14 protein-coding genes and 1 pseudogene are annotated in these 17878 nt (G+C 45.7%); 1 reads left to right on the top strand and 14 read right to left on the bottom strand.

The window, feature by feature from the left end; translation table 11 throughout:
* The 14 genes and pseudogenes from ACWJAO_RS10630 to ACWJAO_RS10565 all read right to left on the bottom strand — a co-directional run.
* Nucleotides 1–75 (bottom strand): annotated as a pseudogene (locus tag ACWJAO_RS10630) (NADH-quinone oxidoreductase subunit NuoK); the annotation flags it as partial.
* Complete coding sequence (locus tag ACWJAO_RS10625; protein WP_287894155.1) at nucleotides 72–599, bottom strand: NADH-quinone oxidoreductase subunit J; 528 nt, start codon at nucleotides 597–599, stop codon at nucleotides 72–74. The pseudogene ACWJAO_RS10630 and the gene ACWJAO_RS10625, both read right to left, overlap by 4 nt.
* Nucleotides 600–614: 15 nt before the next feature.
* On the bottom strand, nucleotides 615–1145 hold the full coding sequence (locus ACWJAO_RS10620; RefSeq protein ID WP_153137225.1) for a NuoI/complex I 23 kDa subunit family protein: 531 nt from the start codon (nucleotides 1143–1145) through the stop codon (nucleotides 615–617).
* A 34-nt stretch (nucleotides 1146–1179) separates the two neighbouring features.
* The gene (gene nuoH, locus ACWJAO_RS10615) at nucleotides 1180–2265 is read right to left on the bottom strand and encodes an NADH-quinone oxidoreductase subunit NuoH (RefSeq protein WP_117692680.1); all 1086 of its coding nucleotides are present in this window, start codon (nucleotides 2263–2265) and stop codon (nucleotides 1180–1182) included.
* Between the two features lie 2 nt (nucleotides 2266–2267).
* Complete coding sequence (locus tag ACWJAO_RS10610) at nucleotides 2268–3839, bottom strand: NADH-quinone oxidoreductase subunit D-related protein (protein WP_449140225.1); 1572 nt, start codon at nucleotides 3837–3839, stop codon at nucleotides 2268–2270.
* Between the two features lie 19 nt (nucleotides 3840–3858).
* The gene (locus ACWJAO_RS10605) at nucleotides 3859–4584 is read right to left on the bottom strand and encodes an NADH-quinone oxidoreductase subunit B (RefSeq protein WP_006846361.1); all 726 of its coding nucleotides are present in this window, start codon (nucleotides 4582–4584) and stop codon (nucleotides 3859–3861) included.
* Nucleotides 4575–4925 carry an NADH-quinone oxidoreductase subunit A gene (locus ACWJAO_RS10600; RefSeq protein WP_022120133.1) on the bottom strand — a complete coding sequence of 117 codons (351 nt, stop codon included), beginning with the start codon at nucleotides 4923–4925 and terminating at the stop codon, nucleotides 4575–4577. The genes ACWJAO_RS10605 and ACWJAO_RS10600 overlap by 10 nt, the downstream gene beginning before the upstream one ends.
* A gap of 960 nt (nucleotides 4926–5885) precedes the next feature.
* Nucleotides 5886–6512 carry a deoxynucleoside kinase gene (locus ACWJAO_RS10595; RefSeq protein WP_449140224.1) on the bottom strand — a complete coding sequence of 209 codons (627 nt, stop codon included), beginning with the start codon at nucleotides 6510–6512 and terminating at the stop codon, nucleotides 5886–5888.
* Between the two features lie 99 nt (nucleotides 6513–6611).
* Nucleotides 6612–7229: a deoxynucleoside kinase gene (locus ACWJAO_RS10590; protein WP_022121469.1), complete on the bottom strand. Its 618-nt coding sequence runs from the start codon at nucleotides 7227–7229 to the stop codon at nucleotides 6612–6614.
* Nucleotides 7230–7407: 178 nt separating this feature from the next.
* Nucleotides 7408–8589 carry an AGE family epimerase/isomerase gene (locus ACWJAO_RS10585; RefSeq protein ID WP_449140223.1) on the bottom strand — a complete coding sequence of 394 codons (1182 nt, stop codon included), beginning with the start codon at nucleotides 8587–8589 and terminating at the stop codon, nucleotides 7408–7410.
* A gap of 40 nt (nucleotides 8590–8629) precedes the next feature.
* Nucleotides 8630–9973, bottom strand: a complete 1344-nt coding sequence (locus ACWJAO_RS10580; protein ID WP_449140222.1) for an MFS transporter — start codon at nucleotides 9971–9973, stop codon at nucleotides 8630–8632.
* A gap of 136 nt (nucleotides 9974–10109) precedes the next feature.
* Nucleotides 10110–11282 (bottom strand): glycoside hydrolase family 130 protein, encoded by a 1173-nt coding sequence (locus tag ACWJAO_RS10575; RefSeq protein WP_449140221.1) that lies wholly within the window; start codon nucleotides 11280–11282, stop codon nucleotides 10110–10112.
* A gap of 115 nt (nucleotides 11283–11397) precedes the next feature.
* Nucleotides 11398–12558 carry a glycoside hydrolase family 26 protein gene (locus tag ACWJAO_RS10570; protein WP_449140220.1) on the bottom strand — a complete coding sequence of 387 codons (1161 nt, stop codon included), beginning with the start codon at nucleotides 12556–12558 and terminating at the stop codon, nucleotides 11398–11400.
* A 4-nt stretch (nucleotides 12559–12562) separates the two neighbouring features.
* Nucleotides 12563–13852 carry an acetylxylan esterase gene (locus ACWJAO_RS10565; RefSeq protein ID WP_449140226.1) on the bottom strand — a complete coding sequence of 430 codons (1290 nt, stop codon included), beginning with the start codon at nucleotides 13850–13852 and terminating at the stop codon, nucleotides 12563–12565.
* 771 nt (nucleotides 13853–14623) lie between these two features.
* On the opposite strand from ACWJAO_RS10565, the gene ACWJAO_RS10560 reads away from it, so the two are divergent.
* Complete coding sequence (locus ACWJAO_RS10560) at nucleotides 14624–17878, top strand: SusC/RagA family TonB-linked outer membrane protein (RefSeq protein ID WP_449140219.1); 3255 nt, start codon at nucleotides 14624–14626, stop codon at nucleotides 17876–17878.

Raw genomic sequence — 17878 nt, 5'->3', positions numbered from 1 at the left:
GCGTGTACAGAAGCCATAGACTCCGATGAAGAACAAGAGTGCTGAGAGCACGAAGAAATATTGTACTGGAATCATTTCTTATCCTCCTTTCTTGCGATTAAGATACCACCGATGATACATGCCAACAAGAATACAGAGATAAACTCGAATGGCAATACATAGCCATACTTGTCAGCACCTACCAGTGCAGAACCTACCTGGTCCATTGGCACCTCGGTGTCGGCTACGGTTGCAGCCATATCAATAAAGTGATTCTTCAACACGATGACTGCCAAGGTTACGAAACCTACGAGGCAGACGAGTGCGCGACCGATAATCTTGCTTCCTTTGACATGCTCCAAAAGCCCCTGGAGGGTACGCTTTGAAACCAACTGGATAGCGAAGACATAAAGCATGGTGATACCACCGGCATATACAGAAATCTGAGCTGCACCCAGATAAGTATAGTCGAGCAGGAAGAACATGCCTGCTACACCGAAGAGTACGAACAACAGGAAGGTTGCCGCACGCATGATGCGCTTGGTGAACACGCACATGATGGCTGAGCCAAGAATGACTACTGCCAAGATGACGAACATAAATAAATTTGCTGTTATCATTGTCTAAAGTCCTCCTTACTTAGTCTTGGTGTTAAACTTACCGATTTCCAATGGAGCACCACCATCGATGAGGTCAGGAAGGCTGCCGCCCTTATAAACCTCCTTGTCAAGGTGCATCACCAACTTGTTGCGGTCGAAGACTGCATTCTCGAAATCGTTGACAAACTTGATTGCACCGAAGTTACATGCGTTCACACAGAGCTCGCAGAACATACAGTCGCCCAAGTCGTACTGGTAATCTACCAGCTTGCGCTTCTTCTTGCCTGTCTCTGGGTCCTCCACCATCTCAGTTACGATCTTGATGGTATCGTTAGGGCATGACTTCTCACACAATGTACAACCCACACACTTGTAAGCCTCGTTCTCATCACGAACGAAGACCAGGCGACCACGGAAACGTGGAGAGATGTGGAGTGTAGTCTTGCGGTTCTCAGGATACTGCTCTGTGCTCTTTGGTGTGAAGTACTCCTTCATGGTAGTCTTCATACCGATAGCGAGGGTCTTCAAACCCGCTGCAATACCGCCGAAATATGAATTGTTAGACATACTTTCTTATTATTATAATAATGTGTATTAAAGATTATCCGTGGAATCCGAATGCTACGCACACAGTCATCAAAATCAGGATGACGAGTGACAATGGCATCAGATACTTCCACTCCAACTTCAGAATCTGGTCGATACGGAGACGTGGGAATGTCCAACGTACCCACATCAGGAGCCAAACAACAGCAAAGGTCTTACCGAAGAACCAGATGAAACCTGGGATGAGGTTCATCAGATTGTCGAAGCCCTCGATACCGATGTTCAATGGCGCCCAACCACCGAGGAATACGGTAGAAGCGATACCAGAAATCACGAAGAGGTTGAGGTACTCTGCCAGGTAGTAGAAACCGAAACCCATACCTGAATACTCAGTGTGGTAACCTGCGGTCAACTCACTCTCAGCCTCAGCCAAGTCGAAAGGACCACGGTTTGCCTCAGCATTACCTGCTACGAGGAATACGAGGAAAGCCAGTATAGCTGGCACATGTCCCTTGATAATCAACCAGTTCCAAGCACCAGTCTGTGCCTCTACGATACCGCTTACCTGCATGGTGCCGGTAAGAACGACTGCAGAAATCAGACAGAGACCGAGAGACATCTCATAAGAAATCATCTGTACGGCACCACGCATGGCAGATACCACAGAGTATTTGTTGTTAGATGCCCAACCTGCGAGGAACACACCCAGCACACCGATAGAACTTACGGCTGTGATGAGGAATACACCTACGTTGAAGTCAAGAATATGAGCTCCCTTGTTCCATGGAAGGAATGAGAAAGTACCTACAGAGGCAATGATCACGAGGAATGGTGCTATGTAGTAGAGCAGCTTGTCGGCTCTATCTACAGCGAAGATCTCCTTGATCAACATCTTGAGCACGTCGGCGAATACCTGGAAGATACCCCAAGGACCTACACGCATAGGGCCGAGACGGCACTGGAAGTAGGCACACACCTTACGCTCCATGAAGATAAGTACGATAGCGATGAGGGCGTATGCTGTCAAAATGCAGATACCCACGAGCACGCACTCTATCAGAATCGACAGGAAGTCGCCCAAACCCAAGGTCTGGCGAAGCAGATTGTCGATGAATGTTGTTACTATACTAAAATCAAACATAATTATCTATCAATATCAGGGATTACGAAATCGATTGCTGCACCTGTAGTGATGAGGTCGGCGATCTTCTGACCACGGAGCATTGAATCCAAAGCTCCTGTGAGTGAGAGACCCATCGGACGCATCTTCATACGGTATGGACTCTTGTCACCCTTTGAGTCGAGATATACACCAAACTCGCCGCTGGCACCCTCTACAGAGAAGTACCACTGTCCCTCTGGAACCTTGATGATTGGCTTCTGCTTGATGTAGTACTCACCCTCTGGAATGTTGTCGATCAACTGCTCGATGATGTCCAAGCTCTGATACAACTCCTGGATGTGTACATAGTAACGATCCATTGAATCGCAACCGGTAAGGGTGATTTCCTTCCACTCTACCTTGTCGTACATATCGTATGGATGACGCTTGCGGGTATCGTTCTTCCAACCTGATGCACGACCGGCAGGACCGGTTACGGCATAGTTGATACAATCCTCAAGATTCATTGGTCCTACGCCTTCGAGACGGTTGTGAGTAATCACGTTGTCGCCGAATACGTCGAGGTACTCCTGAATCATCGGACGGAGATACTTGCAGAGGGTCTTCACATTCTGAACGAAGTTAGGGTCGATATCTGCCTGCAGACCACCGATACGGTAGTAGTTCTGGATCAGACGGCCACCGGTTGTCTCCTCCATCACGTTCAATACGTGCTCACGGTCACGCATACAGTAAAGGAATGCGGTCAAGGCACCCAAGTCCTGTGCGGTACAGCCGAGGTACAACAAGTGTGAGTCGATACGCTGTAACTCATCCATGATGGTACGGATGTAGTGGATACGGTCTGAGAGTTCGATACCCATAGCCTCCTCGATAACGCCAACCAGAGCGTGGCGGTGCATCATCGCAGAAAGATAGTTCAGACGGTCGGTCAATGCCAAGGTCTGAGGATAGGTCATGTTCTCCCACATCTTCTCGATACCACGGTGAATATAACCGAGGTGTGGATAGATGCGCTTCACAGTCTCACCATCAATAACAGTCTGCAATCGGAGCACACCATGGGTAGATGGGTGGTTAGGACCAATGTTGACAACATAGTCATTCTCGTCGAAGCGACGCTTCTCTGTAGCAACGAGATGTCCATCCTCGCTCAAGGAATACTCCATGGTGAAGTCATCCTCTGGCTCATCAGTGCAAGGGAACTTGTTTGCCTCAGGACTCATATCGAAGTCCTTGCGCAATGGATAGCCCTGGAAATCGGTACGGAGGAAAAGACGGCGCATATCTGGGTGACCCAGGAACTTGATGCCGACAAAATCGAATACCTCACGCTCCAGGAGGTCAGCTACCTTCCAAAGGTTAATAACTGTAGGAATCACATCACTGCCATCCACCTTCTTGGCGATGGTCTTTACTGAGCAGCACTCGTTGGTCTGAGTATTCTCGAGAATATAGATACATCCGAGACCTTCCTCACCGAAGTCTTCACCGATGATGGTAACAAGGTAGTCGAAATGCTTCTCGTTCTTCAACTTCGCCATTTCTGAGGCGAAATTATCAAAACTCAATTCAATATTATTCAGTTTCATGTTCTTATACCTTATTATATTAATCAGTTAGACCTTTCTGAGGGTCGAAATCCTCAGGTACTTCAGTTACGATGATAGGCTCCTTGTGTCCGAGCTTCTCGCTGTCAGAGAGGTTCTCGTTGCTCAAGCCGCGAAGACCACCCTTGCTCATAGAGAGTTCCTTCTCATCCTGGGTCATCTTGTGGTTGGCACCACCGAAGAATTTCTCAACCTTTACCTTACGCTGCAACTGCATCATACCGTAAAGGATAGCCTCAGGGCGTGGAGGACATCCAGGGATGTAAACATCCACAGGAACCAACTCGCTGATACCACGAACCACATTGTAGCTCTTCTTGAACGGACCGCCGGAGATGGTGCATCCACCTACAGCTACCACATACTTAGGCTCAGCCATTTCATCGTACAAACGTTTGAAAACAGGTGCCATCTTATTGGTAATAGTACCGGCACACATGATCAAGTCTGCCTGACGTGGAGAGTTACGGGTTACCTCGAAACCGAAACGGGAGAAGTCGTAACGCGCACAACCTACAGCCATAAACTCGATACCACAGCAAGAAGTACCGAAGGTCAAAGACCAGAGTGAGTTACTGCGTCCCCAGTTGATGGCAGCATCAAGGGAACCGACTACCACGTTAGCACCACCCTCATTGAGCTCCTGCGCAATCTTTTCGAGGGTATCATTGTCCTTAAACTCGTCGTAAGGAATACTCTTGATAGAGGCTCTTTTGTTTACTTCCATTCCAATGCTCCTTTCCGCCAAGCGTATGCAAGGCCAAATACCAATACCAACAGGAAGAACCCGATGCTCACGAGAGCCATAGATCCAAACTGCTTAACTACGACTGCCCATGGGTAAAGCAATACTGTCTCGATGTCAAACATCAGGAAAAGGATGGCGAAGAGGTAGTAGCCGATGTGTGATGGCAACCATGAGCTGCCACGAGTCGGAATACCGCACTCAAAAGGTTCACCCTTTACCGGATTGTATGAACGAGGACCGATCAACTTCGCGATGACATAAGCAGCCACCACCAAGGTTACAGCCGTCAGCAAAACGGTGATAAATAGTGTAAAGTTCATAAATTTGTTATAACGTTATTTTATATAAATGCTTCTAAGCGGTTGCAAAGGTAACACTTTTTTCTGAAAGAGCACATTTTTTTATGGTTTAATTTGCGTTCAAAGTGAAAAAATACAAAAAACAGCCTGATTTCATCAGTTAACAGACAGTATTAACGAAGGTTCGGAAACAGCTAAAACGAGCGTATTTTGTAGCAAAAAGGAACAGAACAGTAGGATTTTTTACCCAAAAAATCATCCGCTTCGACATTGTTTCCGGCACAACTTTCATCGTCTCTCCTACCCTTCATAAAAAGGATGAGAAAGAGATTATCTATAATCTCAATGGCCAGCAAGTAGATAAGACTTCAGCCCAAGGCGGCATCTTCATCTCCCGCCAGAAAGGTTAGTTCTACAAAGCATCCGGCTCTTCCGGGGGAAGAAGATAGTTCTGCTGGAGAATTCAGATGTTTGAATAAGCAGAAGATTATGATTGAATAAGCGTATTCAGATGTTTGAATAAGCGAAAGGATATGATTGAATAAGCGAAAGAAGACGTTTCTTTGGGTTCAAAGAGACGTCTCTTTTAGTTTTAGGAGACTACTTCTCGAGTTGAAGGAGACTGCTTCTCGAAGGTTGCCACTAGGCTCAGCAGACCTGCTGAGCCTAGTCAGCAGCTCTGCCGACTGCAGTCAGCAGGTCTGCTGAGCCTAGTGACAACACCTTTTAATCGTACAACTACAACCCTTATAGTCGTACAACCATACACCCTATAGTCGTACAACTATAAACCCTTTAGTTGTACAACCATAAACCTTTTAGCTGTACAACCATATACCTTTTAGTTGTACAACCATATACCTTTTAGTTGTACAACCATATACCTTTTAGCTGTACAACCATAAAACGCAACCCCGCCAGGCGTTCCTCCTTTGACGCCTAGCGGGGTTGCGCTTTTTACTTTTTTACCTTTAAAAGCCTTTAATCCCCCTTTTCAGCAAACAGGCCGAAGAGCTCGGCATCTATCAGGTCAGTAACCTTTCTAAAGTCTTCAGGATTCTCTCCGAACTCCAGATTATCACCATCAATGATGATGAGGCGACCTTTATAATCCTTGATCCAATCCTCATAACGCTTGTTCAAGCCCTGGAGATAATCAATGCGGATGCTCTTCTCGAAATCACGGCCACGCTTCTCGATATGCTTCACGAGCGTAGGAATGCTGCTCCTGATATATATCATCAGGTCAGGGAGTTTCACCAAACTGATCATCAGATCGAAAAGATCGGTATAGTTCTTGAAATCCCTGTCGCTCATCATACCGATATCGTGAAGATTAGGCGCAAAGATACGCGCATCCTCAAAGATGGTTCTATCCTGTACGATGGTCTGCTCTGAACGTGAAATTTCCACAACATCATGGAATCGCTTGTTCAGAAAGTAAATCTGAAGATTAAACGACCAACGTTCCATATCCTTGTAATAATCAGCCAGATATGGATTATTATCTACTGGCTCGAAATTAGCTTTCCAACCATATCTCTTGGCAAGCATCTTGGTCAATGTTGTCTTGCCGCTACCTATATTTCCTGCTATTGCTATATGCATCTTTTGTTTTTAATGTTGAATGTTAAATGTTGAATGTTGAATTGGGCTAGCGCCATCAACTCTTCCTTTTTACCTTTTTACTTTTTTACTTTTTTACCTTTAAGAGAACAGCCCGAAGAGCTTGGCATCTATCTTATCTACGATTTCACCAAACTGCTTGGGATTGTGCTCGAAATCGAGATTATCAACTTCTACGATAAGCACCTTGCCCTTATACTTATTCATGATGAAATCTTCGTAAAGATTGTTGATACCTTCCAGATAATCCAAAGGCATCTTCTGCTCATAATCACGACCGCGCTTCTGGATATTCTTCACGAGGTGAGGAACTGAAGAACGGAGATATATCATCAGTTCAGGCATCTCCACCACTTCCATCATCGACTCGAAAAGCTCCATATAAGTCTCGTAGTCGCGCTGGTCCATGTTGCCCATCTTCCGGTTGTTGGCCGCAAAGACATAAACGCCCTCAAAGATGGTGCGGTCCTGGATGACCGTCTCTTTACTGTGTTGGATTTCCAGCAGATTCTTGAATCGCTGCTTCAGATAGAACACCTCCATATTGAGAGCCCATCGCGAGATATCCTTGTAATAGTCATCGATATAGGGGTTTTCAGCCACGGGCTCCAAGTACTGTTTCCATCCATAATGTTTAGAAAGCATCTTGGTGAGTGTTGTCTTGCCACTACCGATATTTCCTGCTATTGCTATATACATTTATTTTTAATGTTTAATGTTGAATGTTGAATGTTGAATTTTTGATGCGATACCACCCTCAATTCTACATTGGCTGCAAAAGTACAATAAAAAATCGGGATAAACAAAAAAATCCAAGCAAATATATGATTTGCTTGGATTTTTGTATTCTATTCCTGCCTTGCAGGGGAGCTGTATTTTAATAGTCACGTTCGATGAGTTCGAGACACATACGGGAGTTGTGGTAAGGACATTTCCAGAAACCCGCCTTATCATCCTCCTTGTTCACCGTACCATCTTCCAGGATAGCCCAGTGCCACTCACCGTTCTTGTTATCCAGCAGATGCTTGGCTACATAGTTCCAGCAGGCGATGGCAGTCTGGAGATATTCTTCGGTACGGAAATACTGATAGAGGTCGATATGGCCGATGATGTTCTCGCACTGCACCCACCACTGGCGCTGGAGATCATACTTATCTCCATCTTTCCAATGCTCATAAACCATACTGCCATCCGGACGCAGACCTTCATCTGCAGCATCGGCGATACGGCGGATAATGCGCTCTATCTTATGCAGCACCTCCTTGTCATCCAAAACCAGAGCGGTTTCGTGGAGCAACCAGGAAGCTTCGATATCATGACCGTAACTCTCGATATTGCGCTTGCCCTCCCACTCGTCATTGAAGAAGAGGTCGAGGTGATAAGTCTCTGTGTTCAGAAGCTTATCGGTGAAGATGTCGAGCAGATTACGGATGCTCTTCTCCAGTTCCGGAGTCTTCCATACACGATAAAGATTAGTATATGGCTCGATGATATGGAGATGAGTATTCATCGTACGGGAACCATTCTCGTCCTTATCAGAGAGACGCATGTCTGCAATCGGATTCCACTCACGGGTCAATGCCTCGATATATCCGTTGTTCTTGGCATCAAAGGCATGCTTCTCTATGTCATGATACAGCGAGATAGCGATATCCAATGCCTCCTTGTCGCCTGTTGCACGGGCATACTCCGAGAAGCCATAGATGGCAAAGCCGATGGCATAAGTCTGCTTCTTGGTATCAAGCGGATTGCCCTGATAGTCAACACTCCAGTAGATGCCGCCATATTCCTTGTCGAGGAAATGATCGCGCACATACTCCTTGGCACGGGTGGCTGCCTCGAGATACTCCGGCTTCTTCAATACACGGTAGGCAGCAGAAAACGCCCAGAGGATTCGGGCATTCATCACCGCTCCCTTCTCGGCTTCGGAATGTACTTGGTCATTACCATCTACACGTCCATAAAAGCCGCCGTTTTCTTCATCTTTCACTTTCGTCAACCAATAGCTGAGGATGTTGTTTTCCAGAACATCCCGCATCGTTTCTTTAAGATTTTCCATTTTCCTTTCTTTATAGTGATTATTAGTTATGTTATCTGTGTTATTTGCGGATAGGGAACTTCCAAGACAGCACCATCAGCAGGAAGGCGATGACGGCTGGGAAGAGAGAGAACAATGACCATACCATCGTGAGCACAGAGTCGGTGACACTGGCTGGGTCGATCATCGTATTACCCATCTTATCTGTTATCATGTTGGCACCTGCCCAGCCCAGGAAGAGGGCGATGAGAGAACCGGAAATGGCTGTACCAAACTTCTGGCTCATCGTACCGGAAGAGAAGATAAGACCTGTAGCGGATGTTCCGAAATGCTCGGTATGGTAGTCGGCTACATCGGCATACATAGACCACATCAATGGCGAATAGATACCGATACCCATAGAGGTAAGGATAACGATAACTATCATCACCCAGATATAGGATGGTTCCATCGGGATGAAGAAGAAGACTACAGAAAGTACCAGACAGAGAGCTGCTGCCCAGAAGAATGCCATGCGCTTGCTGCCTACCAGACGGGTGAACCAAGGAGATACACCACCGAAAATCATACAGGTTACTTCACCGAACGCCATGAAAACGGTATAGTTGATAATCAGTCCCTCTATGGTTACATTGCCATGCAGACAGTAATCGAACATATAGCCGGCTACGGCATAGCGGAATCCGTTGAAGAAGTTGGTGCATACGGCGATGGCTGTCATATAGAGCCATGCCTTGTTGTGAACGAGGTCGGCAAACTGCTGGAACGAGAACTTCTCAGCGCGCTTCGGCTTCAGACGCTCCGTGGTAAAAAGACCGCAAACCAATGTCATCACGGCTGCAATAATACCGAGCACGGCACCAATGACAGCATACTGATGGGCAGCAGATCCACCTACCATCTTCTGGAGATAAGGGAAAGAGAGCAGGGTGATGAATCCCATCGCATAAGCACCTACCATACGGAAAGAAGAGAACTGGTTCTTCTCATCATCATCCTCGGTCATCACACCGAGCAACGAGCCGTAAGGCACATTCACCATGGTATATACCGCCATCATCAGCAGATAGAGGGCGTAAGCATAGATTCGCTTGCCCACAGGACCAAAGTCTGGGGTATAGAGCAAGAGGGCGAATATCAATCCGAAAGGAATGGCACCATAGATGAGCCAAGGACGGTAGGTACCGAAACGGCTCTGGGTACGGTCGGCAAGAGTACCCATCAGCGGGTCAGTAACCACATCGAACATGCGGGCTACGAGCATCAGTACTGCCGCATCCGCAAACGAGAGTCCGAAGACATTTGTAAAAAACAGAGGAAAAGCGATAGACATCACCTTCCATACAATACCACCCGCAGCGGCATCACCCAATGCATAAGCTATTTTTTCTTTTAAACGAGCCATTGTTTTTATTTTTAATGTTAAATGTTAAGTGTTGAGTGTTGAATGTTGAATGTTACTAAAAAAGGGATTCGCCCCTTATCCATATTCAATAATACGGATGAGGAGTACGAATCCCTACAATCTTAATACCTGAAACTTATTTACTTAAAGTCTGTTTGTTTTTTGCTACCAAAGCCTTGATCTTCTCTACAGAGAACTGAGTGCGATAATCATCCTTTGGTGTATTCATGCAGTAGTCTACCAATCGGTCGATGGTAGAAGTTGCCACATGCATGCGGGTATCAGAAGAAGCATAGTAGATGAATACCTTGCCATCCTCATCTGCAATCCAACCATTGGCAAAGACTACATTCATTACATCACCGATATACTCAGGACCTTCCGGTACGAGGAGATATCCACCAGGTTCTGCAATCACCTTTGTAGGATCCTCAAGAGAAGTCATGTACATATAGAGCACATAGCGGAGACCGCTGGCACAGCCACGAACACCGTGAGCCAGATGCAACCAGCCCTTATCTGTCTTGATAGGATGAGGACCCTCGCCGTTCTTCACCTCCTGGATGGTATGATAGTGACGGGCATTGATGATCTTCTCTTCCTTGATTTCAGCATGAGTGATATCATCAACAAGTGCCCAACCGATACCACCGCCTGAACCTGTATCGATGAAACCATCCTGAGGACGGGTATAAAAAGCATACTTACCGTCAACGAATTCCGGATGGAGAACCACATTGCGCTGCTGGCTCTTGGTCTTCAAATCAGGAAGACGCTCCCAGTTTACCAGGTCCTTGGTACGGGCGATTGCCGCAGTAGCAGTAGCAGCACTGAGGTCGCCAGGCTGATCATCATCATGACGCTCAGCACAGAACACACCATAGATGTAGCCATCCTCATGAGCGGTGAGTCGCATATCATAGATATTGGTAGCAGGAACTACATCCTCAGGCATGGTGATAGGCTCATCCCAGAAACGGAAGTTGTCAACACCATTAGGACTCTCTGCTACGGCAAAGAAACTCTTGCGGTCAGCACCCTCAACACGAACAACGAGGATATACTTACCATTCCACTTGATGGCACCTGAATTGAGCGTAGCATTCATCATGATGCGCTGCATCAGATAAGGGTTGCTCTTCTCATCGAAGTCGTAACGCCACTCTAATGGAGTATGTTCTGCGGTGAGGATTGGGTTCTTATACTTCTCGTAGATACCATTTCCCCACTCTACTGGTTCATTCTTACGGCTCAGCAACTCTTCATGATGAGCGCGAAGTGCTTTCACTTTGTCTTGAAATGTTGTCATATTTTATTTATTTTAATGTTAAATGTTAAGTGTTAAATGTTAAGTGTTGAATGTTGAGTATAAAATGCACATTGGACTAATGCCAATTTAACATTTAACACTTAACATTTAACATTCACTTTACCTTTAAAACCTCTTTTGCGAAGAGGATTTTCTTTTCCTTCTTAAACTTCTTGAAGTCCTTGACGATATCACCGTCGCCGACACCAGGGAGGTAAGCCTCTTCCTGAGGTTTATCCCAGGCATTACGCCAGAAGAGAACATAACTCAACTGATACTTCTGAAGTACAGGCCAGAGGGTTTGCGTAAACCAGTCCTTCTTGCTGGCGATACCCCTGCAACCCGTTTCTGTAAGAGCAGGAATCTTGCCTACCTTCTTGGCAGCTTCCATCAGTACATCGAGCGTAGCTGCAAGGTTCTGCTGATAGTTGGCATCGTTGTTGTCGAACTCATAGACATCAACACCCAGCATATCCACATACTTCTCACCTGGGAATCGCTCCAGGAACTTCTCTATTGTCTTCTCGCTGCCGAGATTAGGTGACCAAGCCCAAACGATGTTGTTGCACCCTGCTTTAGTAAGTATATCTAGGGTTTTTACGTATAGTTGGTTATATTGTGCAGGAGTGCAACTGTTTACGCCCCACCAGAACCATCCGCCATTCATTTCATGCCATGGTCGGAAGATGACAGGAACCAGTTTACCATCGTTTGTCTTCAAAGAAAGGATGAAATCGGCAACCTTCTTGAGCCAGCCATCAAACTTCTGTTGCTGGGCGCCACCATCCAGGACAGCAGCTACAGCATCGCCTTTCGGATCCCAGGCATTCTCGCCTGTTACCGGATTCCAAGGGTGCCAGCTCAAAGTAACGATGCCTCCTCTCTCACTTTGTGCAATGATTTCTTTTCGCATCCGATTGAAAGAGACGCCATCGAGATTTTCTTTGCTGTCCAACTCTATTTTTCCAAGATCGAAACCCATCACAGCAGGATAATCACCTGTAGTGAGGAGTACATCGCTCTTTCCTTCATCCCATTTCCAAGTAGTGCCATACACCGGATCATCCTGATGTCCGAGCATGATACCCTTATTCAGTAATTTCTGCAGTCTTGCCTTCAGTTGCTCTGCCGGAGTATTGCAACATTGCTTTTTACCCTTGCAGCAGGAGGTATTGGCAGTCTGGACTGATGCGCCCGTAACGCCATCAACCTGTGCCACAGCTCCTTGCATCGCCATAAGGCAAGCTGCACCAATCAAAATTCTTTTTCCTAACATATATCTATTTCTTTAATTGCTGAATTATCCAAGCCTGCCACTCATCCCACTGTTCCTGATACCAGTAATGACCGGTCATCTGATACAGACTCAAGGTCTTTGGCGCTTTTACCGAATTATAAAGACCGTAAGATGATGTTGGCGGAACCACCTCATCATTATAGCCGAAACTGTACCAGCCAGGAACGGTGATGCGACGGGCGAAGTTGACGCCATCATAATAGCGTGCTCCTTCGAGTCTTGCCTTTTCCAAATCCGTAAGTTTCTGCTCTTTCCAAGCAGCACCCTGCGCCTTGTTTTCCTTATAGAAGTAGTGAGGCCAGCCGCCTGCAACTCCATGAATCTCAGACTCATAATCACACATGGCATCATGAACAGGAGCCAGGAATGTGATTCGCTTGTCGAGAGCTGCCACAGCGATGGAAAGGAAACCACCCTGTGAAGAACCGGTAACACCGATGGTCTTGCCGTTCCACTCAGGAAGTGAAGCGATATAATCCACACCACGGACAGCACCTGTTACTACCCGTCTGTAAGCATTGCGATAAGGATTCTCGAGATTAGTATCCCAATAACCGTTCAGTTCGCCATTGGCAAGATCATCATAAACCTTCTGCTGCATGGTAACAGGAACACCGTGAATACCGATTTCCAGTACGATACACTCAGCAGGAGCCGTATAAGTATCGCCAGAATAAGGGCGGACACCCGCACCAGGCACACGGAGCAAAGCAGGATACTTACCTTCCTTGACCGGTACACTCAGGATGCCATACATCTTAGAGCCCCAGCGATTGTTGTTATAGCTGATTTCATATACATTCTTATCCTTGGTACAACGCTCAGGCAGAAGCACCTTGGTAGGATTGAGGTCATTCTGTCGTGCCTCATCCAGTGCTTTCTTCCAGAAAGCATCGAAATCCTTAGGTTCCTGTGCGAAAGGCTGGATCTTCTCAGGAGAGAACCCTGCCGTGCAAAGTCCTTCGTAATCCTTTCCATCTACATGAGCGATAACCTTGAGGCGGTAGAAGCCCGGTCTGTTCAGGCTGCCGCACCATTTCATGGTTCCGTCCTTGAGAGTGGTACTTTTCTTCACCTCCGGAAACATTGCCGGTCCGGCTTCGTAATCTACCTTCACCTGATTGAGTAGCGTACCGCTCTTTCTCACATTCACCGTGAAATTAGCCTTCTCGCCTACCCGGTAGTTCCAATCCTGATGGTCAGGGGTCACCGTTACCACGATGTTGGTTCCTCTGATTTGTGCGCTGAGGCTTGTAGTCCCCAGCACACTCATCAGAACACCTATAATTATTAACCTAAAAACATTTGCAATTCGATGATTCATATTGTCGTTGTTAATCTTGCTAGTTAAACATTCTGTTTTACGGTTGCAAAGTTAGGCATAATTTCCGATATATCCGTGTATTATTTTGCTGAATAAACATACTTTGTTGCAAAGGCAGAAAAATATTCGATAATATCTGAAAGCAGAAATAAGAATTGACGCACATCAAGTCAGAAAAAGCAAAGAAAGCAACAAAACACACACTCTATTTAACTCAAGAATTGACCGAAAACAACCAAAGATCAATTAACAAAGCACAAAAGGTTATGACAATTCATATAATAAATAATGTACGCGTACCTTATATATAATAGACATATAATAGAATAATCAATATAAATCAACCATCAAGTAAATAAATTGTAACGCTAACACTTAATCTTTAATAAATATGACGAAAATTACATTTTATTTTCAATAAAGCAGAAAAGTATTAGTAATCAGCAAAATATGTACAAGCTATTTTGCAAAAAATAGCTATCTTTGCAGCAGATTTACAAAACAGCCTAAAGGTTTAGAATAAACAATATAAAACAAATAAACATAATCACAACAATGGAAAAAGTAAATGCAACCTAGAGCTAGCCTCTAGCCCTTTCTTCTCGTCAGAGAAAGATGACGAAGGAATAATCAGAGAGCACTAATCCGTTTTGGATTCTTTCCCGTATCGATCATATAAGTGAAAGAGCCAAACTGTTTTAACCAACTAACAAAAATTGTATGAACTTTAAAAGTAGAGAAAAGTTGCTTGCTAGTGTAGCTGCCCTGAGTCTTCTCGGCATCTCCCCTCAGCAAACTTTCGCAGCCCAGATCACAACGAATCAGGCTGTGCAACAGACCAAGAAGATTACTGGTAACGTATCCGATGCAATGGGTCCTATCATCGGTGCAACAGTAAAAGTGAAAGGCACAAAAAATGCCGCAGTGACAGACTTTGATGGTAACTATACACTGAATGTAGCTACCGGACAGACTGTAGAGGTAACCTACGTAGGCTATATTACCAAAACTTTCAAAGTAGGAGGCCAGAGCAAGTACGACATCACTTTGGCAGAAGACAACAACAGTCTTGACGAGGTGGTAGTTGTAGGTTATGGTACCATGAAAAAGAGTGATATCTCAGGTTCTTCAGTTAGCCTTGGCGAAAAGGCTATGAAGGGTTCTATCATCACCTCACTCGACCAGTCACTTCAGGGCCGTGCAGCAGGTGTTACCGCTGTCAGCACTTCTGGTGCACCTGGTACAGCATCCACTATCCGAGTTCGTGGTACAGCAACCATCAACTCCAATGCAGAACCACTATACGTCATTGATGGTGTTATCTTCCAAGGAGGAAATTCCAGTGGTAGTTCCCTTGGTTTCGGTGACGCACTCGATAATGGTTCAGCCTCATCCGTATCACCACTTTCAACCATCAACCCTGCAGATATCGTAAGCATGGAGATTCTGAAGGATGCTTCAGCCACAGCTATTTATGGTGCACAGGGAGCAAATGGTGTTGTTCTCATCACAACAAAAAGAGGTAAAGCCGGTGAAGCTAAATTTACCTACGATGGCATGATGGCGTGGAGCCGTCAGACCAAGCGCCTTGACATGATGAACCTTCGCGAATTCGGTGATTATTACAACGATTTCGTTGCTGCAGGTTTCGGTGGTGTCAAGGAAGATCCATATTACAGCGATGTTTCTTTGCTCGGCAAGGGTACCAACTGGCAAGATGCTATCTTCCAGACCGCGTTTCAGCAGCAGCATCAGATAGCCGCTCAGGGTGGTACTGACAAAATCCAATATTATGTTTCCGGAAGCTACATGAACCAAGATGGTACCATCATCGGTTCTAGCTTTGACCGTCTTACAGTACGCACCAACCTGGATGCACAATTGAAGAAATGGCTGAAACTCGGTTTGAGTGCAACCTTTACGAATTCGAACGATGACCTCAAGCTTACAGATGGAGCTGAGGGTATCGTAGGTTTCGCTTTGACCTCACTTCCAGAAGCTCCAATTTATGACATTGACGGAAATTACGCTTCTTTTGCCCGCGAAAACTACAATATCCATAACCCTATTGCTAAGGCTATGGAACAGAACAACATGCTCAACCGCAAGAAGTTGACAGGTAATATCTATGCAGAGGTTACACCTATCAAGCACTTAACCTGGCATGCAGAATTGGGTTATGACCTCAGCTACAGCAAGGCTGAGATTTTCAACAACACAATTGATCTCTATAACTGGCAGGAGCCTAACGAGAGCAGTATCCAGAAGAACAACAGCACTTACTGGCAGCTCAAGAACTATATTACATATAACAACACATTTGCTAAGAAGCATTCGGTTACAGCAATGGTTGGACAAGAATGCTGGGAAAGCAAATGGGATTACACCAAAATATCAAACGACAAGTTGCCATCAGATGCTGTACATAATCCTGTATTGGGTACGGGTACTCCTACCATAGCTGCCGGATTCGGAAGCAGTTCTATGGCTTCCTTCTTCACCCGTTGGACGTATAGCTATGACAGCCGTTACAATGCTACTTACACATACCGTTATGATGGTAGTTCAAACTTTGGTCCAAACAACCGTTGGGCAGGTTTCCACTCTTTTGCTACCAGTTGGCGTTTCTCTAATGAGAAGTTCATTCAGAAGTTGGCAGGAAAATGGCTGAGCAATGGTAAAATCCGTATCGGTTGGGGACAGACCGGTAATGCCAACATCAACTCTTTTGCCTGGGGTGTAAACATGCAGAAAGTATATAGTTCCCTCGGTGCAGGTTATCGTCCACAGAACATTCCTAACCTGGATGTAAAATGGGAAAAGCAGGAACAGATTGACCTGGGTATCGACCTCGGTTTCTTCAACGACCGCATTGGCTTAACCCTCGACTGGTATCAGAAGGAATCTAAGGATATGTTGATGGAGATGCAGTTGCCTTCCTATATGGGTACAAGCGGTAATGATAACTCCAAGCTGAAAGCTCCTATGGGTAACTACGGCCACATCCGCAACAGCGGTCTTGAGTTAACAGTGACTGCTCACCCATTCGTAGGCAAATTCCAGTGGGATACAGAGTTCCAGATTTCATGGAACAAAAACAAATTGGTAGCACTCAACGGTACTGCCAGTTCAGCTATCATGGGCTATGCTCAGTGGGGACAGACACAGGTCAGCAAGACCGACGTAGGTCAGAGTCTCTACAGCTTCTATGGTTATGTAACCGATGGCATCTACCAAGACTTGGCAGACATAGAGCGTTCACCAAAGCCAGAGAAGTATCCTACAAATGGTGTCTTCAATGGTTCCAACACAGTCTATGTAGGTGACATTAAATATAAAGACTTGAATGGAGATGGTGTCATCAACGAGCTTGACCAGACCAACATTGGTTCACCAATGCCTAAGTATACTTTCGGCTGGACCAACACCTTCCGTTACAAGGGCTTCGACTTGAGTATTTTCATCAATGGTAGCTATGGCAACAAGGTAATGAACCTGACCAAGCGCGGACTCACCAATATGAGTAGCGTATGGTGCAACCAGCATTCCGACGTATTAAATCGTGCACGCCTGGAGCCTATCGATGCTTCTATCGTTTATGCAGACGGCAGCAAATGGTATGAACATATAGAGAATGTACGTGTCGCTAATCCAGATGCCTCCCTCCCACGCGCTATTATTGGCGACCCTAACGATAACGACCGCATCAGCGACCGCTACGTAGAGGACGGATCCTATCTGAGAATGAAGAATATCTCTCTTGGCTATACCTTCCCTAAGAAGTGGATTGGCAAGTTGGGTATTGAGAACTTGCGTCTCTATTGTAACATACAGAATTTGTTCACCATTACCGGTTATGATGGCTACGACCCAGAAATCGGTGTCAGCACCATGTCACCTAATGTATATGGCGTTGACTATGGCCGTTATCCTTCGCCAACAACCTACTCATTTGGTTTGAACATGTCATTCTAA

The sequence above is a fragment of the Segatella sp. genome, from assembly GCF_977051555.1.
This window is presented reverse-complemented; position numbering and strand designations above follow the sequence as displayed.